The following is a 26,130-nucleotide window of genomic DNA, read 5'->3' as shown; positions in this document are numbered from 1 at the left end:
CGAGCACTATCCCATAGATGGTTAAGTTTGTGTGAAAAATCAGCGGGAGTTTCAGGTAAATGAGAGGGGGAGCGGAAAAGAAAAAGCCGGTCAGTGACCGGCTGGGATATCAGGCTTCAGCAACCTGTTTGTGGAAAAGTTCTCTAAATACCGGATAGATGTCTTCGGGCTCACGGATGTGCTGAATCGCGAAGTTATCGAACATCGCCTGCAGATGTTCATACTCACGCCATAGCGTTTGATGCGCACGGCGGGTGATTTCGATATAGCTGTAATAACGTACTACCGGCAAAATATGCTTGGCGAGAATCTCGTGGCACAGGGGAGAATCGTCCGCCCAGTTATCGCCATCCGACGCCTGCGCCGCGTAAATATTCCACTGTGCTGGGTCATAGCGCTCTTTCACCACCTCATCCATCAGCTTCAGCGCACTGGACACGATGGTGCCGCCGGTTTCCTGCGAGTAGAAGAACTCCTGCTCATCCACTTCTTTCGCCTGCGTGTGGTGACGGATGTAAACCACCTCGACATTTTTATAGGTCCGGCTCAGGAACAGATAGAGCAGAATATAAAAACGCTTGGCCATGTCTTTGGTGGCCTGGTCCATCGACCCGGACACGTCCATCAGGCAGAACATGACTGCCTGGCTGGAGGGTTCCGGCCGTTTTTCAAAGTTTTTGTAGCGCAGATCGAAAGTGTCAATAAAGGGCACACGCTCAATACGCGCACGTAACTCGGCAATCTCTTTACGCAGGCGCTCTTCTTCCAGCAATTGCGCCGGCTCACTGTTTTCTACTTCAGTCAGGGTGGCTTCCAGCTCATGCAGCATACGACGCTTACCAGCGGTCATCGCCGTGCGGCGTGCCAGTGAGTTTTGCAGTGAGCGGACCACACTGATGTTGGCGGGTACCCCATTCGAGGTGAAGCCAGCACGATGTGTCTTGTATTCATTCAACTGCCGATGCTGATTTTTTTTCAGGTTAGGCAGGGCCAGGTCCTCAAACAGCAGGTCAAGATATTCATCTTTTGAAATCTGGAAGACGAATTCATCCTGGCCTTCACCGTCCTGGCTGGCATTGCCTTGACCACTGCCTCCGCCGCCACCGCCACCTTGCGGACGTTCAATGCGGTCATTCTGCACAAAATGGTCGTTCCCAGGGTGAACACGATGGCGACTGCCGCCGCGCCCCTGGTGGAAAATCGGCTCATTGATGTCATCAATAGGAATCGAGACCGATTCGCCGCTCTCCACGTCGGTGACCGAACGCTTGTTGATGGCCTCGGAGATCGACTGCTTGATTTGCGACTTGTAACGGCGCAGAAAGCGCTGCCGATTGACGGCGCTTTTGTTTTTACCGTTCAGACGCCGATCGATGAAATAGGCCATAAAACTCCCCCAAACTACAGCGCAAGCCAGGCCGGAATATTCCGGCCTCCTGTTACGGCGCCGCAGCGCCGCATAGCTTACAGGTAACGATTATGACGATTTACGCACGCGCAGATACCATTCACACAGCAGGCGCACCTGCTTGCGGGTATAGCCTTTCTCCATCATGCGGTCGACAAAATCATCGTGTTTTTTCTGTTCGTCCGTTGAGGTCTTGGTATTGAACGAAATCACCGGCAACAGCTCTTCGGTGTTTGAGAACATTTTCTTCTCAATGACCGTGCGCAGTTTTTCGTAACTGGTCCAGTTAGGATTACGTCCACTATTCTGCGCGCGAGCACGCAGCACAAAGTTGACGATCTCGTTACGGAAATCTTTCGGGTTACTGATCCCGGCAGGTTTCTCAATCTTTTCCAGCTCGGCGTTCAGTGATTCGCGGTCAAATAGCTGTCCGGTATCGGGATCGCGATACTCTTGATCCTGAATCCAGAAATCAGCGTAGGTGACATAGCGGTCAAAGATGTTCTGACCATATTCGGAGTAAGATTCCAGATAAGCCGTCTGAATCTCTTTACCAATAAACTCGGCATATTTCGGGATCAGATAGCCTTTCAGGTGCTCAAGGTACTTCTCAGCCAGATCCTGCGGGAACTGCTCACGCTCAATCTGTTGCTCCAGCACGTAGAACAGGTGTACCGGGTTGGCGGCCACTTCAGCGTGGTCAAAGTTAAAGACGCGCGACAGAATCTTAAAGGCAAAACGGGTCGATAGACCGTTCATGCCTTCATCTACACCCGCGTAGTCATGATATTCCTGCCAGGATTTCGCTTTCGGATCGGTATCTTTCAGGCTCTCACCGTCATATACGCGCATTTTGGAATAGATGCTGGAGTTTTCCGGATCTTTCAGGCGAGACAGGATCGAGAAACGTGCCAGAGTTTCCAGTGTGCCTGGGGCGCAAGGTGCGGTGGTCAACTCACTGTGATTAAGCAGCTTGTCGTAAATTTTGATCTCTTCCGACACACGCAAGCAGTACGGCACTTTGACGATGTATACGCGGTCAAGGAAGGCTTCGTTGTTCTTATTATTGCGGAACGTCACCCACTCAGATTCGTTGGAGTGCGCCAGGATGATGCCATTAAACGGCAGGGCAGAGATGCCCTCAGTACCGTTATAGTTACCTTCCTGAGTGGCGGTCAGCAGCGGATGCAGCACTTTAATCGGTGCTTTGAACATCTCAACAAATTCCATGATGCCTTGGTTTGCCCGGCACAGTGCGCCAGAGTAGCCGTAAGCATCCGGATCGTTTTGCGCGTGGTTTTCCAGTTTGCGAATGTCGACTTTACCGACCAGCGCAGAGATATCCTGGTTGTTCTCATCACCCGGTTCCGTTTTGGCAATGGCGACCTGTTCCAGAATAGAAGGCCAGACCTTCACTACTTTAAAACGGGTGATATCGCCACCAAAGTCATGCAGGCGTTTCGCCGCCCACGGAGACATAATGGTGCCCAGGTAACGCCGCGGTACGCCATACTCTTTTTCCAGAATATTGGCATCTTCCTGCGGGTTGAACAGGCAAAGTGGATGGTCATTCACCGGGCTACGTTCGCCTTCGGCACTCAGCACGTAAATCGGAACGCGCTGCATTAACGCTTTCAAGCGCTCGGCGAGGGAAGACTTACCGCCACCGACCGGTCCCAGTAAATAGAGGATTTGTTTCTTCTCTTCCAGGCCTTGCGCAGCATGTTTCAGGTAAGAGACGATCTGTTCAATCGCTTCCTCCATACCGTAAAACTCTTCGAAGGCGGGATAGCGCCCCATGACGCGGTTAGAGAAGATTCTGGAAAGGCGTGGCTCTTGCGCCGTATCAACCATTACTGGCTCACCGATAGCCATCAATAGTCGTTCTGCAGCGTTGGCGTATGCACTGCGATCCTGCTTACAGACAGCAAGGAACTCCTGCAGTGTGAACTCTTCGTCCTTGGCAGCTTCATAGCGCTGACGATAGTGATCGAATATATTCATAGCGATGCCCGTCCTTTCGTTTTTAGCACAGGTAAAGGAGCGAAATTAGATACGTTTGCAGCTCCCGGAAGATATTCTTTATTGAGTACAGCAACCCTTATGCCAACCTGACGTTTTTTTATCGGGATACACAATTCTTATGGTTACTCTGCTCGAACTAAAAGTCTCGTCTTACTTTTAACTGTAGAAGGCATTCAGAAAACCTGCAGCCACTTTTCACCTTATTTAGCGATATATCAATAACAAAGTCTCATAAGCGCTAAGGCAATCCGTTGGTACGTGCTGGCTGATGAAATGCCTCAGACAATTCCGCTGGGGTGATAAACATCCCTGATTTAACATTAACCCAAAGCAAAAAATTGGTTAGACTCTGCGTGTGATTGTTATATTTATGGACTGAATAAATTGTGAACCATTTCAAACTTAAAGCGCTTGCTCTCGCTGTTCCTTGTTATTTTGCGGCGTTCAGCACTCATGCAGAACCCTTATCTCTTGGTGCCTCGGTTATTTATGCCCAATCGCCATACCGTGGTGGACAGGACCGTTATCTGCCGATTCCTGTCATCAACTATGAGGGCGAAAACTTCTGGTTCCGCAGTCTGCAAGGCGGTTACTACCTGTGGAAAGACCCGCAGAACCAGCTGTCTCTAACAGTGCTGGGCTCACCGCAGCAGTATGATCCAAAAGACAACGATCTGGGCGATATGAAAGCGCTGGACAAGCGCCGCATGACCCTGATGGCGGGCGCCAGTTATCGTCATGTTGCTGACTGGGGCATCGTGCGCACCGTACTGCTCGGCGATGTGCTGAACAACAGCAACGGCATGATCTGGGATCTTACCTATCTGTATCGCTTCGATTTTGGCGCATTCAGCCTGACGCCGGGTATCGGTGCGATGTGGAACAGCGCCAATCAGAACCGTTATTACTATGGTGTTTCATCGCATGAGAGCGCCAGAACGGGCATCGCGCAGTATCAGCCGGACGACAGCTGGTCGCCTTATGTTGAAATGAATGCCAGCTATCAGATCAGTGATAGCTGGAACGCCAGTTTCTCTGGGCGTTATACCCGTTTTGACAGTGAAATCAAAGACAGCCCAATGGTCGATAAGAGCGGGCAGTTCACGGTCTGGACCGGTATTAGCTACAGCTTCTGATGATTTGAATAAACGCCTCGCCAAGAGGCGTTTTTTTTACATTGCACCAATACAGTGCCCACAAATGGCGCAACCGGAGGCGTAATGAAAACCATTCAGTTTCGTGATGAATCACCTTTACCTGCTATTGGACAAGGCACCTGGTACATGGGCGAAAATGCTGCGCAACGCAATGCCGAAGTCGGCGCACTGCAGGCGGGTTTGGAGCTTGGCCTCAAACTGATTGATACCGCCGAGATGTACGCAGAAGGCGGCGCAGAGGAGGTTGTGGGTGAGGCATTGCGCGGGCGCCGCGAGCAAGCCTGGTTGGTGTCAAAGGTCTATCCGTGGAACGCAGGTGAAATCGATGCCATTGAGGCCTGTGAACGCAGTTTGCGGCGCTTGCAGACCGATTACCTTGATCTCTACCTGCTGCACTGGCGCGGCAATGTGCCGCTGGAAGAGACGGTGCGCGCCATGGAGACGTTGCAACAGCAGGGTAAAATTCGCCATTGGGGCGTGTCGAACTTCGATACCGAAGATATGCAAGAGTTGTGGGGTGAAGCGGGCGGAGAGGGCTGCTTAACCAATCAGGTGCTTTATCATCTGGCATCTCGTGGCATTGAATATGATCTGCTGCCAACTTGTCAGCAGCGTAGCGTGCCGATTATGGCCTATTGCCCGCTGGCACAAGCGGGACGCTTACGCCAGTCCCTGTTTGATGAGCCGCATCTCCAGCAGATTGCACAACAGAAGGGCATCAGTGTGGCGCAACTGCTGTTGGCATGGGTTATTCGCGACCAGGGTATTATCGCGATTCCTAAAGCCAGCAGCATCAAGCATGTGAAGGAAAATGCCGCCGCCCTGTACGTTACGTTAACGGCAGAGGAGTTGACGATTATCGACCGGGCGTTTCCGGCACCGCAGCACAAGACCGGATTGGATGTGGTGTAGCGGCGCGAGCGCGCCGCACAGAGTTATTTGTTACGCACGCGCAGCGTGGTACCGAGACGTGCAGGGGATTCACCGGCGCTTTTCATCGGCTTATTAATGCGCGCTGTCTCCACGCAAACCATGGTTTTGTAGCCTTCGTTCGGCATATCCGCCATGCTGCATGACAGTTCCGGGCCCGGATTCCAGGTGACAACGTCACTTTGATAGTGATGATACACTTCGATTTGACGCTTGCCGCCTTTATCGTGGATCACGCTGCAATCTTCTGCAGCGGTGTGAATACGATCCACGCGGTCGGGATAGGTTTGTTTACCATCATCGGAATGGCCCACGGCATTCGCGTTCACTTTATCAACGTAGCTGTTGCCCAAGCCACTCACTTCAACCTGCGCGATATCGGCAATCTGGAAGTAGGTATGCAGCGCGGCAGTGGCTTCATAGTCGCCCCAGGCTTCAAGCTCGATTTCGCAATGTTCGGCGATACGGAAGCGGGCGAGCAGGGTGAAGTCGTGTGGCCAGAGCTTTTTAGTTTGGGCATTACTCTCCAGCGTGAAGGTCAACATCACCGCATCTTCGTTTTCATCGTGCGCGGTGAGCGTCCATGGTTGATTACGTGCAAAGCCATGCGCCGGCTCGCCAGCCGGGCCAAACCACGGCCAGCAGACAGGTACGCCACCGCGAATTGCCTTGCCCGTAGTGAAGGGCGTCTTCTCACTGAGCCAGATAACCGGTTGCTGCCCACTCGGTTGCCAGGAGAGCAGATGAGCGCCTTGCAGTGCGATGGCGGCACGCACCTTAGGATGGCTGATCACCACTATCGGCAGATCCCCCAGTTGGCGCTGTGACAGGTAAGGGGTGATCTGATTCACCACCGGCAAAGCATAAATTTTATCTTGCATCGTCAGACCTTCTCTTCTTCCAAATGAAAAAAAAGGGGCGACCGAAGTCACCCCTTGTCTTTTCGCCAGTTGCTTACTTAGCAGCAACCAGTGCAATCAGATCCAGAACTTTGTGTGAGTAACCAGTTTCGTTGTCGTACCATGAAACCAGTTTCACGAAGTTGTCGTTCAGTGCGATACCAGCTTTAGCATCGAATACTGAAGTCAGGGTTTCGCCGTTGAAGTCGGTAGAGACGACGTCGTCTTCGATGTAACCCAGAACGCCTTTCATCTTGCCTTCAGATTCGGCTTTGATAACGGCACAGATTTCTTTGTAAGTTGCTGGTTTTTCCAGACGAACAGTCAGGTCAACAACAGACACGTTCGGGGTAGGAACACGGAACGCCATACCCGTCAGTTTACCGTTCAGCTCTGGCAGAACCACGCCAACTGCTTTCGCAGCACCGGTAGATGAAGGGATGATGTTCTGAGCTGCGCCACGGCCGCCGCGCCAGTCTTTGTGAGACGGGCCATCAACAGTTTTCTGCGTTGCGGTAGTTGCGTGAACGGTGGTCATCAGGCCTTCAACGATACCGAAGTGATCGTTGATAACTTTAGCCAGTGGAGCCAGGCAGTTAGTGGTGCAGGATGCGTTAGAAACGATATCCTGACCTTGGTATTTGTCGAAGTTTGCACCGCGAACAAACATTGGGGTCGCATCTTTAGATGGACCAGTCAGAACAACTTTCTTCGCGCCAGCCTGAATGTGTTTACGAGCGGTTTCGTCGGTCAGGAAGATACCGGTTGCTTCAGCAACAACGTCAACACCCACTTCATCCCATTTCAGGTTAGCCGGGTCTTTCTCAGCGGTAACACGGATTTTCTTGCCGTTAACAATCAGCGCGCCGTCTTTAACTTCTACGGTGCCGTCGAAACGACCGTGCGTAGAGTCATATTTCAGCATATAAGCCATGTAATCCGCGTCGAGCAGGTCGTTGATTGCAACGATTTCGATGTCAGAACGCTGCTGTGCAGCACGGAAAACGATGCGACCGATACGGCCAAAACCGTTGATACCTACTTTGATAGTCATATATTCCACCAGCTATTTGTTAGTGAATAAAAGGTTGGCTGTAAAATTACAAAAACCTTACCAGGCGTCAAGCGGAATCGTGTCAATTGTTGCGACAGGTCAATTCCAACGCCAGGAATAATTCGTTGCGCAATCGCTTACGCAGCACCCTTATTGCGCGCCTATGTTACGCCGAATACCGACCGAAAAGGGATGACTTTTGCAAAGGGTGATCGACGTCACAATTTTGCGCTGTGGCAGTCGTGTCGAATGGGTTCGCACGAAAAAAGACCATGAAGATGTTGTTCGTTTGTTAGAATACTAGTCGATTTTTACAGAATGACACTCCGGAACTCAAAATGGCTAAAGACACCGCACCCGAGGCAAAAATCGCGCAGCTTTCAGAGATGCAGCGTTATGTCACTCAGCATCGCGGCACGGAACCGCCTTTCAGTGGCGCACTGCTGCATAACAAGCAGGAAGGCATTTACCACTGCTTAGTGTGCAATTCACCTCTGTTTCTCTCCGACTCCAAATACGATTCAGGCTGTGGCTGGCCAAGCTTTTATCAGCCTTACAGCGATGAGGCTATCCGTTATCTGGAAGATGATTCGCATGGCATGCACCGTGTGGAAATTCGTTGTGGCAATTGCGATGCGCATCTCGGCCACGTCTTCCCGGATGGCCCACAGCCTACCGGTGAGCGCTATTGCGTTAACTCCGCATCGCTAAGCTTCAGCGATGAGCAGGGCAATCAGCAAGAGGGCTGAGCATGAAACAAGAACTGGAAGCGATGCTGGCAGCGATGACGCCGGAAGTGTACGAGCGTTTGGCCAGTGCCGTGGAAACCGGCAAATGGCCGGATGGTGTGGCGTTAACGCCGGAACAGCGTGAAAACTGTCTGCAGCTGGTGATGCTGTGGCAGGCGCGTCATAACGACGATCCACAACATATGACCATCGGCAAGGGTGGTGAAATGGTGATGAAGTCGAAAAAGCAGTTGAAGGAAGATTTCGGCATTGAACCGGATGTGACACGCATCAACCTGCACTGACAGGCAAATGGGCTGGTTTTCACCAGCCCATTTTTCAGATTATTACCGCACCCTGTGCTTCCATTTGGGCGATGGCAATTTCACTGTCATCGGGATTGAGGTTCACCCCACGGCAACCCTCTTTGACCACTTCAACGTTGTAGCCCAATTCCAGCGCATCCAGCACGCTGTACTTCACGCAGTAATCGGTGGCAAGACCCAGCACCACCAGGTCGCTGATGTTCCGTTCACGTAGCCAGCTGTCCAGCTCAGTTTTACGGCGATGGCCGTTGTCAAAGAATGCGCTGTAACTGTCCACCTCGACGTCACCGCCTTTGTGGAACACCGCGTCAATCAGGCTACGGTCAAGATCGGGATGAAAATCGGCACCGACCGAGTTTTCAACCCCATGATCGGGCCACCAGATCTGTGCCAGACCGTTTAATTCACCCAAGGTGTAAACCGGTTCGCCTGATACTGAGGCGAAGCTGCCATGATTGGCTGGGTGCCAGTCCTGTAATGCCACAACGCATTCACCCCGATCACGGAATTCACGTGCGTAACGATTGGCAACGGCAACCGTTTGATCACCTTCACGCACCGCCATAGGGCCGCCGGGGCAAAAATCGTTCTGAATATCGATGATTATCAATGCCCGCTTCATTACATCTCGCTCCGTATCAGTCGTCGGTCAATTCGCCGCGTAAATTCTGTTGCATTTTGGCACGAATTTCAGCGCTGGTGAGATTTTGGCTCAACAAAAAGTGCAGTTTTGTTAACGTAGCCTCAACGGTGAGGTCAAAACCACTAATAACGCCTGCATGCTCAAGGGCGTTACCGGTGGCATAGCCGCCCATATTCACTTTGCCCGACATGCACTGCGTGAGGTTCACTACCACAATGCCGCGATCGCTGGCCTGATGAAGCTCAGCTAAAAACTCGGCGTTTTGCGGCGCATTCCCCACGCCATAGGAGCGAAGAATCAATGCTTTCACCGGCTGGCGCAGGAAATTGCGCACCACATCCGCGGAGATGCCCGGATAAATAGTGACCACACCGATGGGTTGCGGCGTAATGGGATGCACGATCAGGTCGCCTTTGCCTTGCGGTGCCGCAGGGGTATTCAGCTTGCGAATGTGAATACCGGCTTCCAGTAGCGGTGACAGGTTAGGTGAAGCAAACGCATTAAAGCCATCGGCGTGGGCTTTGGTGGTTCGGTTGCCGCGGAACAGCGTGTTGTTAAAGAACAGCGCGACTTCACTAATGGGATAATTCGCCGCGACATACAACGAATTGAGCAGGTTCTGTTGGCCATCTGAGCGCAGCTCAGCCAATGGAATCTGTGAACCGGTAACAATGACGGGTTTGGACAGGTTTTCCAGCATGAACGATAACGCCGAGGCGGTAAACGCCATAGTGTCGGTGCCATGCAGGATCACGAAGCCATCATACTGGTCATAGTTCTGCTTGATGTCGTCAGCAATCGATTGCCAATCCGCTGGCGTCATGTCTGACGAGTCCATCAAAGGATGATATTCGTGGATGGTAAAATTCGGCATCTCAGGCCGATGGAACTCTGGCATGTTCGCCAGTTGCTGCTGCAGATGGCCGGAAACCGGAATGTAGCCCTGAGCAGAGCGTTGCATACCGATGGTACCGCCCGTGTAGGCTACGTAGATGTTTTTCTTTTGCATGAGGAACTCAGACTTGCCGTAAAACGCGCAGTATAAGGGGATTAACAGCGAAAAGCAGCCCGACCAGCGGCCGGGCTGTAAAGATTAACGTACGTTGCCGCAGTTCAGGCAGAACGCGTAACGATTTTGTGGATCGTTAAGGTTATTCATCAAGCCTGGCTGATCTTTCACTGCGCTCATCACATCCAGCATTGGCGCAGGCAGCCACACTTTAAGTGCAGCAGGCAGCATGGCTTGAGCCGACGCGTTCATCTGATTGAGCAGCAAATCGATCATGCCTGGATCATCCTGATACCAGCTCAGTTGTGGCTTAGCGACTTTTGCCAACTCGGCAGCTTTCGCCACGGCGTCGTCAAAATCACCCAGTGCATCGACTAAGCCATTGGCTTTCGCATCGCTACCTGTCCAGACGTGACCTTGCGCGATAGCATTGATCTGCTCAGGTGTCTTATGGCGCGATGTCGCCACCAGGCCAACAAAGTTGCGATAACCGTTCTCAATGGTCAGTTGCATCAATTGCTGCACTTCAGTCGGCAAGGCTTTGGTGGTCGCCACGTCAGCCAGCGGGGAAGTGGCGACGCCGTCGGTGTGCACACCAATGCTGCTCAGGCTGTTCTCGACGGTGTTGATCACCCCGAAAATGCCGATCGATCCGGTGAGCGTGCTCGGTGCTGCCACGATGTAATCCGCTGGCGTTGAGATCCAATAGCCGCCTGAAGCCGCCATACCGCCCATGGAAACCACCACCGGTTTGCCGGCATCATGCGCGGCGGCGAGCTCTTCACGAATGGCTTCTGAGGCGGAAACGCTGCCGCCTGGGCTGTTCACGCGCAGTACAATGGCTTTGATTTTCGGATCGAGGCGTGCATCACGAATCTGTGACGCGGTGGTATCGCCGCCCACGTTGCCCGCCGTCTCTTCTCCATCCATGATGGCGCCGCTGGCGAAGATCACGGCAATATTGCCATCCTGATCCTGCTGCGGTTGTTTCACGGTGTAATCATAAATGCTGACGTTGCGATAATCGTTATTGGCCTTATCCCAACCGAAGGTTTTTACCAACTCCTGGTCAGCGGCAGCACGGCTATCCAGCACATCCACCAGCTTATTGTTCAGCGCATACTTGGCGGTATCGCCATCGACAGCCTGCAAACCACTAATGATGCCTGCCGCGCCTGGGAAGAGTTGGTCTGGCGTGATCTGGCGGTTAGCGGCAACGGTGTTCAGGTAGTTCTGCCACAGCTGACCTATCCAACGACCATCGGCATCACGGGCTTCGGGTGACATATCATCACGCAGGAAGGGCTCAACAGCGGATTTATAGGTCCCGACGCGGAAGACATGTGAGTTGACCTTTAACTTCTCCAGCAAGGATTTGTAATAGAGGCCGTTGGTGGCGAAGCCGTGCAGATCAACGGTACCTTGCGGTGACAGGTAGATTTTGGTTGCATAGCTGGCGATGTAATATTGCGCCTGGCTGTAGCTGTCACCAATCGCATATATGGGTTTGCCCGCATCGCGGAATTCACGCAGTGCTTTGCCCACATACTGCAGCGACGGTTGATCGCCCCCAGCGAAGTCACGCAAATCCAGCACTATGCCGGTAATGTTCTTGTCGGTTTTCGCTTGGCGAATCGCGTCTACCACATCGAACAACGAGTTTTCCTGTAAGCGGTCGCTGCTGGCACCCAACAGCTGACGACTGATGCGGCTCAGGCGATTGCTGACGGAAGGCTTATCCACCAGTACACCGCTTAAATCAACTTTCAGCGCACCTTGTTGCACGGGCTCACTGCTGCTGGCGCTGGAAAGCTGTAACCAGATGCCAACGCCAGCCAGAATCAGAACAATAAGGAATAAATTAAGAATAAATTCCCGAATGAAATTTAACACCCGCCAGCTCCAGCGGAACAGACCGGCAATAATTCGCCACAATGTGCGCATAAACTCTCCATATTCACGTAACAGGGCAGTCGCCACGCGCTCTGCCCCGATGTTGGCTTCATCCTAAAGAGCGGCGTGCGAAATGTCAGCAGGAAATCGCGCCAGACTGTTACAAAAGATAGCGCTGTGCCAGGATTAGCCGACGCTTTTTATTCACGGGAGAATAATCATGGATGCATTGGATTTATTAGTTAACCGTCGTTCAGCATCACGCCTTGCAGAACCGGCACCCGCAGGTGAGGCGCTGCAAAACATTTTGCATGCAGGATTACGCGCGCCAGATCACGGCACACTGCAGCCCTGGCGTTTCATCATTGTTGAGAATGAGGGTCGTGAACGTTTCGCTAAGCTGCTGGAGCAGGCAGCGCGTGACACTCATCAGGATGATAAAGCCATCGAAAAGGCGGCATCGGCCCCATTCAGAGCGCCGATGATCATTACTGTGGTGGCGCGCTGTGAAGAACATGCCAAAGTGCCGCACTGGGAACAGTTGGTGTCAGCGGGCTGCGCGGTGATGGCGATGCAGATGGCGGCAGTAGCGCAGGGCTTTAACGGTATCTGGCGCAGCGGCCCCTGGACCGATAATGTGGCTGTTCGTGAAGCCTTTGGCTGCCGTGAGCAAGACGCGATTGTGGGTTTCCTTTACCTCGGCACGCCACAGCTTAAAGCCAACACCACCGTGGTGGCACCCGATACGGCACAATTTGTCAGTTATTTCTGACAGACAACAGCGGGTTTCTGCTGCAGGGTGAGCGCGGTTGCAAAGATTGCACACCGCGTGTGCGAAAGATCGAGGTTAGGTCGCGCAACACTTACCACCGGCTGGCAGCCAGGCTAACATAACGCCTTCTGTAAAGCGCATAAGGAACCCGCCATGAGTGAACCGCTTCGTTTGACGCAATACAGCCATGGGGCTGGCTGCGGCTGCAAAATATCTCCGCAGGTGCTGGAAACCATTCTGCGCAGTGAGCTGACGCCTTTTCACGATCCGCAACTTCTGGTGGGTAACGAAACTCGCGATGATGCCGCCGTCTACGATCTGGGTAACGGTACGGCGGTGGTCAGCACCACCGATTTTTTCATGCCTATCGTTGACGATCCCTACACATTTGGCCGCATCGCGGCCACCAATGCCATCAGTGATATCTATGCCATGGGCGGTAAACCGATCATGGCGATTGCGATCCTCGGATGGCCGATAAACATCCTCAGCCCTGAGGTGGCGCAACAGGTGATTGAAGGTGGACGAGCGGCGTGCCAGGCGGCAGGTATTGCACTGGCGGGTGGGCACTCTATTGATGCGCCAGAACCGATCTTTGGTCTGGCTGTCACCGGTATCGTTGACGTGGCGCGCGTGAAGAAGAACAGCGCGGCGTTGGCGGGTTGTCAGTTGTTCCTGACCAAGCCACTGGGCATTGGTATCCTGACCACCGCAGAGAAAAAAGGGCTGCTGCGTCCCGAACATCAGACGCTGGCGGCAGAGGTGATGTGTCAGCTGAATAGCGCTGGCGCAGAGTTTGCGAAACTGGCCGGCGTCAGTGCCATGACGGACGTCACCGGGTTTGGTTTGCTGGGCCACCTGAATGAAATTTGCCAGGGTTCTGGCTTACGAGCGGAAGTCGTGGTCGCGCAGGTTCCTCGGTTACCTGGCGTGGATGATTACATCGCGTTAGGCGCGGTGCCTGGCGGTACTGAGCGCAATTTCGCCAGCTATGGTGCGCATATTTCCCCAATGGATCAGGCCACGCGAGCATTACTGTGCGACCCACAAACTTCAGGTGGGCTGCTGGTGGCGGTGCAACCCAGCGAGGTGGGCGTTTTCCAGCGTTGTGCTGCATTAGCTGGCGTGCAGGCGACAGCAATAGGCGCGCTGTTTGCTGTTGACCATGCTCATCCACTCATTACAGTCGTGAACTGACGTTAAAGGATCGACGCCACACATGCGTTTGTTTATTGCCGAAAAACCCAGTCTGGCGCGTGCCATTGCTGATGTCCTGCCAAAACCGCATCGTCGCGGTGATGGTTTTATTGCCTGTGGCAATGACCAGATGGTGACCTGGTGTGTTGGTCATCTGCTTGAACAGGCGCAGCCAGACAGCTATGACAGCCGTTATGCCCGCTGGAATCTGGCTGATCTGCCGATCATCCCGGAAAAGTGGCGCCTGCAGCCGCGTCCCTCGGTGGCGAAGCAGCTCAAGGTGATCGAAGGCTTGCTGCAACAGGCAACGGAAGTGGTCCACGCCGGTGACCCGGACCGTGAAGGCCAGTTGCTGGTGGATGAAGTGCTGGATTATTTGAAGTTGCCGCCGGAAAAACGGCAGAAAGTTCAACGCTGCCTGATCAACGATCTTAACCCGGCAGCAGTGGAGCGTGCGGTGGGGCGTTTGCGTGAAAACCGTGAGTTCATCCCGCTGTGTGTCTCTGCGCTGGCCCGTGCCCGCGCGGACTGGCTCTACGGCATCAATATGACGCGTGCCTGGACACTACTGGGGCGTAATGCCGGTTACGATGGTGTCTTATCGGTGGGGCGCGTGCAGACACCCGTGCTGGGGCTGGTAGTGCGTCGTGATGAAGAGATCGAGAACTTTATCCCGAAAGATTATTTTGAAGTGAAGGCGCACATCGTCACGCCGAAAGATGAGCGCTTTATTGCCACCTGGGTGCCCAGTGATGCCTGTGAACCCTGGCAGGATGATGAAGGCCGCCTGCTGCATCGCCCATTGGCCGATCACGTATTAGAGCGTATCAATGGCAAGCCGGCGCTGGTGACTGGCTACAACGATAAACGCGAGTCGGATACGGCGCCGCTGCCGTTTTCACTCTCCAGCCTGCAAATCGAGGCGGCTAAGCGCTTTGGTTTGAGTGCACAGAACGTTTTGGATTGCTGTCAGCGTTTGTATGAGACCCACAAGCTGATTACCTATCCCCGTTCTGACAGTCGCTATTTACCGGATGAACACTTTGCGGGCCGCCACGCGGTGCTGAACGCCATTCAGACGCATCAACCCAACCTGACGCCGCCAGCGGACTTCAATCCCGATCAGAAAAATCGCTGCTGGGACGATAAAAAAGTCGATGCGCACCACGCCATCATTCCCACGGCGCGTGCCAGTAAAGTCAATCTGACGGAAAACGAAGCCAACATTTACGGTTTAGTGGCGCGTCAGTATCTGATGCAATTTTGCCCTGATGCGATATTCCGTAAATGCGTCATTGACCTCGATATTGGCGGCGGTAAGTTTATCGCCAAAGCCCGTTTTCTGGCTGAAGCCGGATGGCGCGCTTTGCTGGGCAGCAAAGAGCGGGATGAAGAGAATGATGGAACGCCGCTGCCGGTAGTGAGTAAAGGCGATGAGCTGTTGTGTGAGCGCGGTGAAGTGTTGGCGAAACAGACACAACCGCCGCGTCCCTTCACGGATGCCACGCTGTTATCCGCGATGACTGGCATCGCGCGCTTCGTACAGGATAAAGAATTAAAGAAAGTGCTGCGAGCGACCGATGGTTTAGGAACGGAAGCGACGCGCGCGGGCATTATCGAATTGTTGTTCCGTCGAACATTTCTGGTCAAAAAAGGCCGCTATATTCATTCAACGGAAGCGGGAAGGGCGTTGATTCATGCCTTACCTGAGATGGCGGCGCGACCGGACATGACAGCGCATTGGGAATCAACATTGACTCGCATCAGTGAGAAAGCCTGCCGCTACGATGAGTTTATGCAGCCGCTGGTCAGCACCTTGATTGGGTTGATTGGCGAAGCGCGCCAGCGACCGTCATTACAGTCGTTTAGAGGGATTGCGGCACCTGCGGCAAAACGTAAAGCGAAACCGAAATCGACCCGGCGTAAAACCAAGGAGACAGAGTGATGCGTTATGCTCTCGTAGTGCTGAGCCTGATGTTGATGTGCAGCACGGCTGCGCAAGCCAACCGCCAGCCGGAAAGAAGCATGGGAAATACTGATGTGGTGGTGGATATGCCACCGGAAGTCTGGACGCAAGGACAGAACACTCAGCAGAGCAACTGCATGCAGTGCTGTACCTATGAAAACCGCAGTTATTCGGAAGGTGCAGTAGTGAAAGCAGAGGGTGTGCTGTTGCAATGCGGGCGCGATGAGAAGGTACTGGGAACCAACCCGCTGATCTGGAAAATCATCAAATAAAAGCGCGTGGCGTTAAGCGCCACGCGGTTTCATCACAGCTTAAACGTTGACCACACTGGCGCGTGATCCGACGGTTTTTCCATGCTGCGGATGTCGTAATCGATCCCACTTTCAATGCAACGCGAGGCCAGCGGCTGGCTGGCCAGCAGCAGATCGATACGCAGACCGCGGTTGTCATCGAATCCTTTAGAACGGTAATCGAACCACGAGAAGCGATCGTTGGTATCGGGGTATTTGTCACGCCAGGTATCAACCAAGCCCCAGTTCATCAGGCGATCCATCCACTCACGCTCTTCTGGCAGGAATGAACATTTACCGGTGCGCAACCAGCGTTTGCGGTTGTCTTCGCCAATGCCAATATCCAGATCGGTGCTGCTGATGTTCATGTCACCCATGATCAGCACCGGTTTGTCGACGGCCAGCTGCTGCTCAAGATAATCTTGCAGATCGCGATAAAACTTCTCTTTCGCCGGGAATTTGGTCGGGTGGTCGCGGCTCTCACCTTGCGGGAAATAGCCGTTAATCACGGTAATGTCGCCGATTGGACTCGGGATTTCCGCCATGATTAAGCGGCGTTGTGAATCTTCGTCATCACCGGGAAAACCACGGCGTACAGAGACAGGTTGCTGCTTGGTGAGCAGCGCCACACCGTAATGGCCTTTCTGGCCGTGATAAAAGACGTTGTAACCCAGTTTGCTGACATCTTCGAGCGGGAACATGTCGTCATGAACTTTGGTTTCTTGCAGGCCGATAACGTCCGGCTGATGCTGCTCAACCAGCGCTTCAAGCTGATGAGGGCGAGCGCGCAAGCCGTTGATGTTGAAAGAGATGAATTTCATTTCGCTGCCATTTTTATCCGCAAAAGTATGCCGGGATGGTAACGAGTTTTCGCTTAAAAGTCATGAATTGAATCGGAAGGTAGCAACGATTGAAGCGAGAGGGAAAGTGCAGGAACAATGGTAACGGGGGAAGTATGAGTTTAGGTTGGGTTTGGGTTTGTCTGAAATGGTGGCGGGAGAAGGATTCGAACCTTCGAAGTCGATGACGGCAGATTTACAGTCTGCTCCCTTTGGCCGCTCGGGAATCCCGCCACTGGCCTGAATTAAAGTGCCTGAAAGCGGGGCGCATCATACCAAATGCGCTCTGACTGTAAAGCGCTGAACACGAAATTATGAATCGTTTGACCACTTTTCACGCGTGGCGCTGAAGAGTTGCACAATTCAGCGCCGCACAGATTAAAGAATGATGGTGCGGTTGCCGTAAACGAACACGCGCTGACCCAGCACTTTATACAGTGCACGGCTCAATACGTTCTTCTCAACATCACGTCCAGCACGCATCATCTCTTCTGCGGTATAGCTGTGATCGACATTGATGACGTCCTGCATAATGATTGGACCTTCATCAAGGTTATCATTCACATAGTGTGCCGTTGCGCCAATGATCTTCACGCCGCGCTCATACGCCTGATGGTAAGGACGAGCGCCGATGAAAGCGGGCAGGAATGAGTGGTGAATATTGATGATCTGATTCGGGTAACGCTGCACAAAGGCCGGCGTCAGCACACGCATATATTTCGCTAAAACGACGTAATCCGGTTGGTAACGATCGATTTCGTCACCCATACGATTGTCGTGTTCTTCACGGGTTAATCCTTCGTGGCTCACCAGCACGAACGGAATATCGAAGCGCTCGACCAGTGAACGCAAAGTTTCATGGTTACCGATGACCGCAGCGATCTCCATATCGAGACCACCAAAGGCGCTTTTCATCAGCAAATCACCCAGGCAGTGAGCTTCTTTGGTGACCAGAATCACCACGCGGCGGCGTCCTGCGCTCTGCAGTTCACGCACCGAGCCAGCTGGCAGCGCGCTGTCGAGATCGGCCAGCAAGGTGTTGTCGTTGAAAATCCCTTCAAGCTCTGTGCGCATGAAAAAGCGCCCGGTACGGTGATCGACAAACTCGTTGTTCTGCACAATGTTGAGTTCGTGCTTGTAGCAAATGTTGGTGATCTTAGCGATCAGGCCTTTTGCATCAGGGCAAATGGTTCGTAAAACTTTTCGTTGCGTGTTTGGCGCTTGCATCTCGATCAGAGTCCTGTCAAAGCGATGAATGGTAAAGCCGTTGTGCATCTGTCCAGATTAACCACAACATTTTTTGTATTTTTTATCGGAGCCACAAGGACAGCGATCGTTACGCCCTAATTCCGGCGTTGTACCGTCTACATAGTACCAGCGTTGATCCTCACGAAGAAAGCGTGAACATTCATAGATGGCTGAAGTCCGCTCTTTTTCGCGGTATCGCGCAAAAAAGGTCACAAAGGCTTCATTAACATGGTTTCCATTAATACAACGGGTTACATTCAGACCCAGCCATTCGGTGTTGGAAAAACTTTCGGATAATAGCGTCTCAAGGTCTGCCACGCGCTGACTGGAGTGCCAGGTCGATGCCAGATAGGCGGCATTCTTCTCAACATAGGCGGTATAACGTGACCGCATCAATTGTTCAGCGCTGGCGGGGATATCATGGCCACTCAGAAAGGGTTGGCAACATGAGCTATACTGCTTTCCGCTGCAGCAGGGGCACTTTTCGGACACGTCATCTCCTGTAAGTGATTAAACTAAATTAACGTGTGCGCTATGGTAGCCGACTGCTGAGTGTGATGCTACGTACCAGATGAATCACGAGGTGCGATGAGAAAGGTAAGAATTGGGCTGGCGCTGGGTTCAGGTGCTGCCAAAGGCTGGGCGCACATTGGTGTTATCAATGCTTTAGAGCGCGCCGGGATTGAAGTTGACGTGGTCGCTGGCTGTTCTGTCGGTGCTTTAGTGGGATCAGCGTACGTCAATGGCCGACTTGGTCTGATGGAGAAATGGGTCAGTGCATTCCGTTATTGGGATGTCATCCGCTTAATGGATCTCTCCTGGCAGCGCGGGGGATTGTTACGCGGCGACCGCGTGTTTAGCCATATTCGCCAACTGATCCCCAACGAATTTATTGAAGGGTGCGACAAACCCTTTGGCGTGGTTGCGTCAAATTTAAGTACCGGGCGTGAGCTATGGTTAACGGAGGGGGATCTCCACCAGGCGGTTCGCGCGTCATGCAGCATGCCAGGTCTGTTACCTCCGGTTAGCTACAATGGTTACTGGCTGGTGGATGGGGCGGTGGTAAATCCGGTGCCGATTTCGCTCACGCGCGCACTTGGCGCAGATATTGTCATCGCGGTTGACCTTCAACATGACGCGCATTTGATGCAGCAAGATCTGTTGTCGGTCACGCCACAAAGCGGTGAGGAAGAAGCCGCCGCAGAAGCGTTAAGTTGGGGCAAGAAGCTGCGCCAGCGAATTTTGGGATTGACGCATCGCCGGGCCAATCAAACACCGGGCGCGATGGAGATCATGTCAACCTCGATCCAGATTCTGGAAAACCGTTTGAAGCGTAATCGTATGGCAGGGGATCCGCCGGATGTCCTGATCCAACCGTTTTGTCCGCAGATATCCACACTGGATTTTCATCGTGCAGAAGAAGCCATCGCGGCAGGTAAAGCCGCTGTTGAGAAAAAAATGGATGAACTATTACCGCTGGTCCGTGGCAGATAATCAGGTTGTTCATTCACAGCTTTTGCGACTTCAGTCAATTCTGAAAGGCGCAACTGCGTTTTATGAACCACTATTGAAATATCTGGTACACAGGGGGAGAGAATGGAAAAGCCACTAATCGGCAAAAAAATACTCATTGTCGAAGATGAGGTCGTTTTCCGTTCATTACTGGACAACATGCTGGCGGGTCTGGGCGCCAGTACGCAGGAAGCCGGCGATGGCCTGGATGGCTTAACGCTGCTGTCGGCGCAGGCGGTGGATCTGGTCATTTGTGATTTGGAAATGCCGCGTATGGGCGGCATTCAGTTTGTTGAGCGTATCCGCAGTCGCGGCAATAGCGTACCTATCTTGATCATTTCCGCCACGCAGAATATGGCCGACATTGCGCATGTGCTGCGGCTTGGTGTGCAGGATGTGTTGCTTAAACCGCTTAAAAACCTCGAACGTTTCCGTGAGGCGGTTTATGAGTGCCTTTATCCTTCGATGTTTACCTCAAAAGTTGAAGAAGATGAACAGTTGTTCCAGGACTGGGACGCGCTGGTCCGCGATCCGTTAGCTGCGTCTAAACTGCTCAAACAGTTACAGCCTCCGGTGCAGCAAACCATAGCCAACTGCCGAATTAATTATCGTCAACTGACGATGGCGGAGCAGCCGGGTCTGGTGCTGGATATCGCTGCGCTATCGGATAAGGATCTTGCCTTCTACTGCCTCGACGTCACCCGAGCGGGTGATAACGGCGTACTGGCGGCATTGCTGTTGCGCGCGTTGTTCAACGGACTGCTGCAGGAACAACTTTCTGGACAGAATCAACGTCTGCCAGAACTGAACGGCTTGCTCAGGCAGGTCAACATGCTGCTACGTCAGGCCAATCTCAGTGGCCAATTCCCACTACTGGTGGGCTACTACCATCGTCAGTTGAAAAACCTGATTCTGGTCTCTGCTGGTCTCAACGCGACGTTGCACATCAACACCCACCAGATTCAACTCAGTAATGGCGTGCCGCTTGGTACTATGGGCAGCACGCACCTCAATCAAATCAGTCAACGTGCCGATGCCTGGCAATGCCATGTTTGGGGCGCGGGCGGCAGGCTCCGCCTGATGCTTTCGGCTGAAGAATAAGCGGTCGGATTTATATTTTTCTCGGGTTGGAGACAGGGCCAAGGGTAAGCTTTACACTTGGGTAATAGTCTTAAATTCCGCGGATTAACTCCATCCAGGATAAATCCGTCTGATAGTAACTGATATACTCATTTCGTTTTTAAACCGACATATCAAGTATTAACTTGAACGGCCTATTAAGAGAGGTATTTAGATGTCTGCCTATAAGTCTAAAGTAAAAAAAGCGGTAATCCCGGTTGCGGGTCTGGGTACGCGTATGCTGCCTGCTACCAAAGCTATTCCAAAAGAGATGTTACCGCTGGTCGATAAGCCGCTGATCCAATATGTCGTGAATGAGTGTATTGCTGCGGGCATTAATGAGATTGTGCTGGTCACCCACTCATCTAAAAACGCCATCGAAAACCATTTTGATACCAGCTTCGAACTGGAATCTATGCTGGAAAAACGCGTTAAGCGTCAGTTGCTGGATGAAATCCAGTCTATCTGCCCACCACACGTCACCATCATGCAGGTTCGTCAGGGTATTGCAAAAGGCCTGGGCCACGCAGTGATGTGTGCACATCCACTGGTGGGTGATGAGCCAGTTGCGGTCATCCTGCCGGATGTCATTATTGATGAATACGAATCCGATCCTACTAAAGACAACCTGGCAGAAATGCTGGCGCGTTACGAAGAAAGCGGCCGTAGTCAAATCATGGTTGAGCCAGTAGCCGATGTGACCGCTTACGGTGTGGTTGACTGCAAAGGTGCCGACCTTGCCCCAGGCCAGAGCGCGCCAATGGTGGGTGTTGTTGAGAAGCCGAAAGCGTCTGAAGCACCTTCCAACCTTGCGGTTGTTGGTCGTTATGTGCTGTCAGCGGATATCTGGCCGCTGTTGGCAAAAACCCCTCCGGGCGCAGGTGGCGAAGTTCAGTTGACTGACTCCATCGCCATGCTGATGGAAAAAGAGACCGTAGAAGCTTACCACCTGACCGGTGTGAGCCATGACTGCGGTAACAAACTGGGTTATATGCAAGCTTTTGTTGAGTACGGTGTACGTCATCCGGTGCTGGGTAAAGACTTTACTCAATGGCTCGAAGGCGCGGTAGGCAACAAAAAGTAATTCATTAAACACAGGATAATTCAATGAAAGTCACTGTATTTGGTATCGGCTATGTCGGTCTGGTTCAGGCTGCAGTGTTAGCTGAAGTCGGACATGACGTTCTCTGTATTGATGTCGATGAAAAGAAAGTCGAAAACCTGAAAAAAGGCCATATTCCGATTTTCGAACCGGGTCTGACGCCGCTGGTGATGTCTAACTATGAAGCGGGCCGCCTGAAGTTCAGCACCAATGCAGAAGAGGGTGTTAACCACGGCGTGATGCAATTTATTGCAGTGGGAACCCCGCCGGATGAAGACGGTTCTGCCGATCTGAAATATGTGACTGCAGTTGCGCGCACCATTGCCGCGCACATGAGCGATCATAAAGTGGTTATCGACAAATCCACAGTGCCTGTCGGTACGGCGGATCGCGTGCGTGCAGTGATGACAGAAACGCTGCAAAAACGTGATGCTAACATCCCGTTTGATGTGGTTTCTAACCCTGAATTCCTCAAGGAAGGGGCTGCAGTAAACGATTGTATGCGTCCTGAGCGTATTGTCGTGGGTACCGATAACGATGAAGTGGTTGAGTTGCTGCGTGAACTCTATGAACCGTTCAATCGTAATCACGACCGTATGATTTTGATGGATATCCGCAGTGCAGAGCTGACCAAGTACGCAGCAAACTGCATGCTGGCCACCAAAATCAGCTTTATGAACGAGATCTCAAACTTGGCAGAACGTCTGGGAGCCGACGTTGAGAAAGTGCGCCAGGGGATTGGTTCGGATTCACGCATTGGTTACCACTTCATCTACCCTGGCTGTGGCTACGGTGGTTCGTGCTTCCCGAAAGACGTGCAGGCGCTGATTCGTACGGCTGAGTCTATTGGTTACACGCCGCGCCTGTTACAGGCGGTAGAAGATGTGAACGACTCGCAGAAGAACAAACTGCCAAGCTTTATCAAGCGCCATTTTGGCGACGATTTGCGTGGCAAGACGTTTGCACTGTGGGGACTGGCCTTCAAACCCAATACGGACGACATGCGTGAAGCCTCCAGCCGTGTGCTGATGGAAACGCTGTGGGAAGCGGGTGCGACTATTCAGGCATTTGACCCAGAAGCGATGGAAGAAGCCCAACGCATCTATGGTCATCGTGATGATCTGAAGCTGACGGGCACGAAAGAAGCTGCACTTCAGGGCGCAGATGGCTTAGTTATCTGTACTGAATGGCAGAATTTCCGTGCGCCAGATTTCGACGTAATCAAAACCGCGTTAAAACAACCCGTGATTTTTGATGGTCGTAACCTGTATGATCCGGAACGTATCAGCAAACGCGGCTTTACTTATTATGCAATCGGCCGCGGAGCGTCAATCCAAATCGTAGAATAAATGAGGGAAGTATGAAGTTTCTGGTCACCGGCGCGGCAGGTTTTATTGGATTTCACGTTAGTCAGCGTTTGCTGGCCGCCGGTCACCAGGTTGTCGGCATTGACAACCTGAATGACTATTATGACGTCAGCCTTAAACAGGCCCGCCTGGATCAGATCCTTCAGCACCCTGAGTTTATTTTCAGCAAAATGGACCTGGCAGACCGCCAGGCCATTTCTTCTCTGTTTACCCAGCACGGCTTTGAGCGCGTTATTCATTTGGGAGCCCAGGCAGGGGTGCGTTATTCCATTGAAAACCCTCACGCCTATGCAGATGCCAATTTAATTGGCCACCTGAATATTCTGGAAGGCTGTCGTCACCATAAAATCGGCCACATGCTTTATGCGTCATCCAGTTCCGTGTATGGACTGAATCGTAAAATGCCTTTTTCAACTGATGACTCAGTTGACCATCCTATTTCATTGTATGCGGCGACCAAAAAAGCTAACGAATTGATGTCGCATACCTATTCGCATTTGTATCAGTTACCTACCACCGGATTACGCTTCTTCACTGTTTATGGTCCATGGGGCCGCCCGGATATGGCGCTATTTAAGTTCACGCGTGCCATGCTGGCAGGTGAGCAAATTGATGTATATAACCGCGGGCAAATGACGCGTGACTTTACCTACATTGATGATATCGCCGAAGCGATTGTGCGCCTGCAAAACGTTATTCCGCAGGCAGACGAAAGCTGGACCGTAGAAGAGGGCTCTCCTGCATCAAGTTCTGCACCTTATCGCGTCTACAATATTGGAAATAGCCAGCCAACCAGCCTGATGACCTATATCGAATCACTGGAGAAAGCGTTGGGTATTGAGGCAAACAAAAACATGCTGCCTATGCAACCGGGTGATGTGCCTGGCACCAGTGCCGATACGCAGCCGTTGTATGAGGCGATTAATTTCCGCCCGCAAACTGGGGTAGAGATTGGCGTACAAAACTTCGTGGATTGGTATCGCGATTTTTACCAGCAATAGCGCAGCATAAAAAAGGAAGCCAGTGGCTTCCTTTTTCTTACCCGGTGTAAAGTGAAACAGCGTTATTGCCTTTCACAATGCGAAGCTCTGGTGTGATTACAGCAGGAAATCGTCCAGTTGTTTGCCTTGTTCTTCAATGGCTTTTTTAATCACTGCTGGCGTGCGGCCCTGGCCAGTCCAGGTACGGTTTTCACCGTTTTCATCAACATAGGAATATTTCGCTGGACGCGCAGCACGCTTGGCTTTACCTGGTGCTTTGGTCTCAGATAGCGCCTGCAGCAGTTCGTTTGGATCGATACCATCAGCAATCAGCATTTCACGGTATTGTTCCAGCTTGCGACTACGTTCTGCATTTTCCGCCTGTGCATGCGTCTCTTCTTCACGACGCTCATTCACCACAACTTCGAGTTTTTCCAGCATCTCTTCCAGTGTTTCCAGAGAGCATTCCCGAGCTTGCGCGCGCAATGTACGGATATTATTAAGAATTTTAAGTGCTTCGCTCATTGTCCTAATCTCAAAATATAATAAATGGGAGTTGTTCTGCCGACTCATAATAGTGGGGCAAAAAAATAACTGCAATAGCCAGATTAAAATGTAAAACGTAAAGTAAAAGTCAGGAATGCCATTTTAAAGCGACCTGCAAAATATATTTAACTTTCTCTGTTTTTTTACCACCTTGATTTTCCCTGCTTCACAACAGTGCAATGCTCTAATCCTTACACTTCGCGGTAATAAAGTTGAATAAAATGTCAGCACGCGATGTTCTTTGTCAAAACGTGCGGTTTAAGGCTGATGCTGAATCACTTAGTCATTAATGGCGTTAATTTGAACAAACGATAAAAATAATGCATCGCTACAGGATCGTGTGTTTATGGTAGACTGCGCGACATCTGAATTGCGATGCGATGAGATTTTGCACATGGCTCAACTTTATTTTTATTACTCTGCAATGAATGCGGGTAAATCAACGGCTTTGCTACAGTCCTCCTATAACTACCAAGAGCGTGGTATGCGGACATTAGTGTATACCGCAGAGATAGATGACCGCTTTGGTGCGGGTAAGGTCAGTTCACGTATTGGTCTTTCGTCTCCCGCTTTTTTATATAACGCTCAAACGAAACTAGACCAGCAAATAGCGGATGAACACGCGAAGCAACCGGTTCATTGTGTTCTGGTTGATGAAAGCCAGTTCCTGACGCGTGAACAAGTGAGATCCTTGTCTGATGTGGTCGACAATATGGATATTCCGGTATTGTGTTATGGACTGCGCACCGATTTTCGTGGAGAACTCTTCGTGGGAAGCCAATATTTGCTGGCGTGGGCGGATAAACTGGTTGAGCTAAAAACCATCTGCCACTGTGGTCGTAAAGCCAGTATGGTGCTGCGCCTGGATGCCAATGGAAAACCGTTCAGCGAAGGTGAGCAGGTGGTCATTGGTGGCAACGAACGCTATATTTCGGTGTGCCGTAAACACTATAAGCAAGCGATAGATGAAGGTTCGTTGAAAGCCATTTACGGCTCGCACTCCTCTCCGGTTTGAGAATGCCAGCATAAAAAAACCCGCCGCAGCGCTGAGGGATCCCCACTAAATCAGCGCTAATAAACCAACACCATATTTTGGTAGGTTTTGGCGAGGTGGTTAAGA

The 26,130-nt window shown here is 52.0% G+C and carries 25 protein-coding genes and 1 tRNA gene; 14 read left to right on the top strand and 12 right to left on the bottom strand.

Features of this window, described 5'->3' with window-relative positions:
- Positions 1-109: 109 nt before the first annotated feature.
- Positions 110-1,387 (bottom strand): YeaH/YhbH family protein, encoded by a 1,278-nt coding sequence (locus tag QMZ30_RS16665; RefSeq protein ID WP_039335458.1) that lies wholly within the window; start codon positions 1,385-1,387, stop codon positions 110-112.
- Positions 1,388-1,477: 90 nt separating this feature from the next.
- On the bottom strand, positions 1,478-3,412 hold the full coding sequence (gene yeaG, locus QMZ30_RS16660) for a protein kinase YeaG (RefSeq protein WP_039335460.1): 1,935 nt from the start codon (positions 3,410-3,412) through the stop codon (positions 1,478-1,480).
- A gap of 407 nt (positions 3,413-3,819) precedes the next feature.
- Here yeaG and QMZ30_RS16655 point away from each other — a divergent pair, with 407 nt between their 5' ends.
- Positions 3,820-4,569, top strand: a complete 750-nt coding sequence (locus tag QMZ30_RS16655) for a MipA/OmpV family protein (RefSeq protein WP_283228241.1) — start codon at positions 3,820-3,822, stop codon at positions 4,567-4,569.
- Between the two features lie 84 nt (positions 4,570-4,653).
- Complete coding sequence (locus tag QMZ30_RS16650) at positions 4,654-5,502, top strand: aldo/keto reductase (RefSeq protein ID WP_283228240.1); 849 nt, start codon at positions 4,654-4,656, stop codon at positions 5,500-5,502.
- Between the two features lie 23 nt (positions 5,503-5,525).
- Here the strand turns inward: QMZ30_RS16650 and QMZ30_RS16645 are convergent, their stop codons facing one another.
- Both QMZ30_RS16645 and gapA read right to left on the bottom strand, forming a co-directional pair.
- Positions 5,526-6,401, bottom strand: a complete 876-nt coding sequence (locus QMZ30_RS16645; RefSeq protein ID WP_283228239.1) for a D-hexose-6-phosphate mutarotase — start codon at positions 6,399-6,401, stop codon at positions 5,526-5,528.
- Positions 6,402-6,474: 73 nt separating this feature from the next.
- A complete protein-coding gene (gene gapA, locus QMZ30_RS16640) occupies positions 6,475-7,473 on the bottom strand; it encodes a glyceraldehyde-3-phosphate dehydrogenase (protein WP_039335472.1) in 999 nt (332 codons plus the stop codon).
- A 338-nt stretch (positions 7,474-7,811) separates the two neighbouring features.
- On the opposite strand from gapA, the gene msrB reads away from it, so the two are divergent.
- Both msrB and QMZ30_RS16630 read left to right on the top strand, forming a co-directional pair.
- Positions 7,812-8,222 carry a peptide-methionine (R)-S-oxide reductase MsrB gene (gene msrB / locus QMZ30_RS16635; RefSeq protein ID WP_283228238.1) on the top strand — a complete coding sequence of 137 codons (411 nt, stop codon included), beginning with the start codon at positions 7,812-7,814 and terminating at the stop codon, positions 8,220-8,222.
- A 2-nt stretch (positions 8,223-8,224) separates the two neighbouring features.
- Positions 8,225-8,506 (top strand): YeaC family protein, encoded by a 282-nt coding sequence (locus tag QMZ30_RS16630; RefSeq protein ID WP_283228237.1) that lies wholly within the window; start codon positions 8,225-8,227, stop codon positions 8,504-8,506.
- Positions 8,507-8,540: 34 nt separating this feature from the next.
- On the opposite strand, the gene pncA is transcribed toward QMZ30_RS16630, so the two are convergent.
- From pncA to sppA, 3 genes are all read right to left on the bottom strand, one after another.
- The gene (gene pncA, locus QMZ30_RS16625; protein ID WP_039335479.1) at positions 8,541-9,149 is read right to left on the bottom strand and encodes a bifunctional nicotinamidase/pyrazinamidase; all 609 of its coding nucleotides are present in this window, start codon (positions 9,147-9,149) and stop codon (positions 8,541-8,543) included.
- A gap of 16 nt (positions 9,150-9,165) precedes the next feature.
- Positions 9,166-10,179: an asparaginase gene (ansA, locus tag QMZ30_RS16620; RefSeq protein WP_283228236.1), complete on the bottom strand. Its 1,014-nt coding sequence runs from the start codon at positions 10,177-10,179 to the stop codon at positions 9,166-9,168.
- Between the two features lie 84 nt (positions 10,180-10,263).
- Positions 10,264-12,123, bottom strand: a complete 1,860-nt coding sequence (gene sppA / locus QMZ30_RS16615) for a signal peptide peptidase SppA (protein ID WP_283228235.1) — start codon at positions 12,121-12,123, stop codon at positions 10,264-10,266.
- 169 nt (positions 12,124-12,292) lie between these two features.
- On the opposite strand from sppA, the gene QMZ30_RS16610 reads away from it, so the two are divergent.
- The 4 genes from QMZ30_RS16610 to QMZ30_RS16595 all read left to right on the top strand — a co-directional run bounded on the left by QMZ30_RS16610 (position 12,293) and on the right by QMZ30_RS16595 (position 16,279).
- Positions 12,293-12,844, top strand: coding sequence for an NAD(P)H nitroreductase (locus QMZ30_RS16610; RefSeq protein WP_039335485.1), 552 nt, complete (start codon positions 12,293-12,295; stop codon positions 12,842-12,844).
- Between the two features lie 153 nt (positions 12,845-12,997).
- Positions 12,998-14,041, top strand: a complete 1,044-nt coding sequence (gene selD, locus QMZ30_RS16605; RefSeq protein ID WP_283228234.1) for a selenide, water dikinase SelD — start codon at positions 12,998-13,000, stop codon at positions 14,039-14,041.
- Positions 14,042-14,063: 22 nt separating this feature from the next.
- Complete coding sequence (locus QMZ30_RS16600; protein ID WP_283228233.1) at positions 14,064-15,986, top strand: DNA topoisomerase III; 1,923 nt, start codon at positions 14,064-14,066, stop codon at positions 15,984-15,986.
- Entirely contained in the window at positions 15,986-16,279 is a 294-nt protein-coding gene (locus QMZ30_RS16595) for a YnjH family protein (protein WP_283228232.1), read from the top strand. Before QMZ30_RS16600 ends, QMZ30_RS16595 begins: the two co-directional genes overlap by 1 nt.
- 32 nt (positions 16,280-16,311) lie before the next feature.
- Here the strand turns inward: QMZ30_RS16595 and xthA are convergent, their stop codons facing one another.
- From xthA to QMZ30_RS16575, 4 genes are all read right to left on the bottom strand, one after another.
- Complete coding sequence (gene xthA / locus QMZ30_RS16590; RefSeq protein WP_039334589.1) at positions 16,312-17,118, bottom strand: exodeoxyribonuclease III; 807 nt, start codon at positions 17,116-17,118, stop codon at positions 16,312-16,314.
- 167 nt (positions 17,119-17,285) lie between these two features.
- Positions 17,286-17,370: transfer RNA gene (locus tag QMZ30_RS16585), tRNA-Tyr, on the bottom strand.
- Between the two features lie 144 nt (positions 17,371-17,514).
- Positions 17,515-18,363, bottom strand: a complete 849-nt coding sequence (purU, locus tag QMZ30_RS16580) for a formyltetrahydrofolate deformylase (RefSeq protein WP_039334733.1) — start codon at positions 18,361-18,363, stop codon at positions 17,515-17,517.
- Positions 18,364-18,420: 57 nt separating this feature from the next.
- A complete protein-coding gene (locus QMZ30_RS16575; RefSeq protein WP_283228231.1) occupies positions 18,421-18,876 on the bottom strand; it encodes a YchJ family protein in 456 nt (151 codons plus the stop codon).
- A gap of 96 nt (positions 18,877-18,972) precedes the next feature.
- Here QMZ30_RS16575 and rssA point away from each other — a divergent pair, with 96 nt between their 5' ends.
- The 5 genes from rssA to QMZ30_RS16550 all read left to right on the top strand — a co-directional run bounded on the left by rssA (position 18,973) and on the right by QMZ30_RS16550 (position 24,485).
- Positions 18,973-19,878, top strand: coding sequence for a patatin-like phospholipase RssA (gene rssA / locus QMZ30_RS16570; RefSeq protein WP_039334594.1), 906 nt, complete (start codon positions 18,973-18,975; stop codon positions 19,876-19,878).
- Positions 19,879-19,980: 102 nt separating this feature from the next.
- On the top strand, positions 19,981-20,997 hold the full coding sequence (gene rssB, locus QMZ30_RS16565) for a two-component system response regulator RssB (RefSeq protein WP_283228230.1): 1,017 nt from the start codon (positions 19,981-19,983) through the stop codon (positions 20,995-20,997).
- A 193-nt stretch (positions 20,998-21,190) separates the two neighbouring features.
- Positions 21,191-22,099 carry a UTP--glucose-1-phosphate uridylyltransferase GalU gene (gene galU / locus QMZ30_RS16560; protein ID WP_034828817.1) on the top strand — a complete coding sequence of 303 codons (909 nt, stop codon included), beginning with the start codon at positions 21,191-21,193 and terminating at the stop codon, positions 22,097-22,099.
- 23 nt (positions 22,100-22,122) lie between these two features.
- On the top strand, positions 22,123-23,466 hold the full coding sequence (locus tag QMZ30_RS16555; protein ID WP_283228229.1) for a UDP-glucose dehydrogenase family protein: 1,344 nt from the start codon (positions 22,123-22,125) through the stop codon (positions 23,464-23,466).
- Positions 23,467-23,477: 11 nt separating this feature from the next.
- The gene (locus tag QMZ30_RS16550; protein ID WP_283228228.1) at positions 23,478-24,485 is read left to right on the top strand and encodes an NAD-dependent epimerase; all 1,008 of its coding nucleotides are present in this window, start codon (positions 23,478-23,480) and stop codon (positions 24,483-24,485) included.
- 96 nt (positions 24,486-24,581) lie between these two features.
- Here QMZ30_RS16550 and hns read toward each other — a convergent pair whose 3' ends face one another.
- On the bottom strand, positions 24,582-24,989 hold the full coding sequence (gene hns / locus QMZ30_RS16545) for a histone-like nucleoid-structuring protein H-NS (RefSeq protein WP_039334602.1): 408 nt from the start codon (positions 24,987-24,989) through the stop codon (positions 24,582-24,584).
- 415 nt (positions 24,990-25,404) lie between these two features.
- Between hns and tdk the strand changes: the two genes are divergently transcribed.
- Positions 25,405-26,025: a thymidine kinase gene (gene tdk / locus QMZ30_RS16540; protein WP_039334734.1), complete on the top strand. Its 621-nt coding sequence runs from the start codon at positions 25,405-25,407 to the stop codon at positions 26,023-26,025.
- Positions 26,026-26,130 lie beyond the last annotated feature (105 nt).

It is taken from the genome of Pantoea sp. EA-12, from assembly GCF_030053355.1.
Lineage (GTDB): Bacteria > Pseudomonadota > Gammaproteobacteria > Enterobacterales > Enterobacteriaceae > Pantoea > Pantoea vagans_C.
Note: the sequence above shows the minus strand (reverse complement) of the source record. Positions and strands in the feature narration are given on the sequence as shown.

Bases quoted from the DNA above. Each gene is read 5' to 3' on its own strand.
- QMZ30_RS16665 (WP_039335458.1), bottom strand. From the start codon at position 1,387: ATGGCCTATTTCATCGATCGGCGTCTGAACGGTAAAAACAAAAGCGCC.
- yeaG (WP_039335460.1), bottom strand. From the start codon at position 3,412: ATGAATATATTCGATCACTATCGTCAGCGCTATGAAGCTGCCAAGGAC.
- QMZ30_RS16650 (WP_283228240.1), top strand. From the start codon at position 4,654: ATGAAAACCATTCAGTTTCGTGATGAATCACCTTTACCTGCTATTGGA.
- QMZ30_RS16645 (WP_283228239.1), bottom strand. From the start codon at position 6,401: ATGCAAGATAAAATTTATGCTTTGCCGGTGGTGAATCAGATCACCCCT.
- gapA (WP_039335472.1), bottom strand. From the start codon at position 7,473: ATGACTATCAAAGTAGGTATCAACGGTTTTGGCCGTATCGGTCGCATC.
- msrB (WP_283228238.1), top strand. From the start codon at position 7,812: ATGGCTAAAGACACCGCACCCGAGGCAAAAATCGCGCAGCTTTCAGAG.
- QMZ30_RS16630 (WP_283228237.1), top strand. From the start codon at position 8,225: ATGAAACAAGAACTGGAAGCGATGCTGGCAGCGATGACGCCGGAAGTG.
- pncA (WP_039335479.1), bottom strand. From the start codon at position 9,149: ATGAAGCGGGCATTGATAATCATCGATATTCAGAACGATTTTTGCCCC.
- ansA (WP_283228236.1), bottom strand. From the start codon at position 10,179: ATGCAAAAGAAAAACATCTACGTAGCCTACACGGGCGGTACCATCGGT.
- sppA (WP_283228235.1), bottom strand. From the start codon at position 12,123: ATGCGCACATTGTGGCGAATTATTGCCGGTCTGTTCCGCTGGAGCTGG.
- QMZ30_RS16610 (WP_039335485.1), top strand. From the start codon at position 12,293: ATGGATGCATTGGATTTATTAGTTAACCGTCGTTCAGCATCACGCCTT.
- selD (WP_283228234.1), top strand. From the start codon at position 12,998: ATGAGTGAACCGCTTCGTTTGACGCAATACAGCCATGGGGCTGGCTGC.
- QMZ30_RS16600 (WP_283228233.1), top strand. From the start codon at position 14,064: ATGCGTTTGTTTATTGCCGAAAAACCCAGTCTGGCGCGTGCCATTGCT.
- QMZ30_RS16595 (WP_283228232.1), top strand. From the start codon at position 15,986: ATGCGTTATGCTCTCGTAGTGCTGAGCCTGATGTTGATGTGCAGCACG.
- xthA (WP_039334589.1), bottom strand. From the start codon at position 17,118: ATGAAATTCATCTCTTTCAACATCAACGGCTTGCGCGCTCGCCCTCAT.
- purU (WP_039334733.1), bottom strand. From the start codon at position 18,363: ATGCAAGCGCCAAACACGCAACGAAAAGTTTTACGAACCATTTGCCCT.
- rssA (WP_039334594.1), top strand. From the start codon at position 18,973: ATGAGAAAGGTAAGAATTGGGCTGGCGCTGGGTTCAGGTGCTGCCAAA.
- rssB (WP_283228230.1), top strand. From the start codon at position 19,981: ATGGAAAAGCCACTAATCGGCAAAAAAATACTCATTGTCGAAGATGAG.
- galU (WP_034828817.1), top strand. From the start codon at position 21,191: ATGTCTGCCTATAAGTCTAAAGTAAAAAAAGCGGTAATCCCGGTTGCG.
- QMZ30_RS16555 (WP_283228229.1), top strand. From the start codon at position 22,123: ATGAAAGTCACTGTATTTGGTATCGGCTATGTCGGTCTGGTTCAGGCT.
- QMZ30_RS16550 (WP_283228228.1), top strand. From the start codon at position 23,478: ATGAAGTTTCTGGTCACCGGCGCGGCAGGTTTTATTGGATTTCACGTT.
- hns (WP_039334602.1), bottom strand. From the start codon at position 24,989: ATGAGCGAAGCACTTAAAATTCTTAATAATATCCGTACATTGCGCGCG.
- tdk (WP_039334734.1), top strand. From the start codon at position 25,405: ATGGCTCAACTTTATTTTTATTACTCTGCAATGAATGCGGGTAAATCA.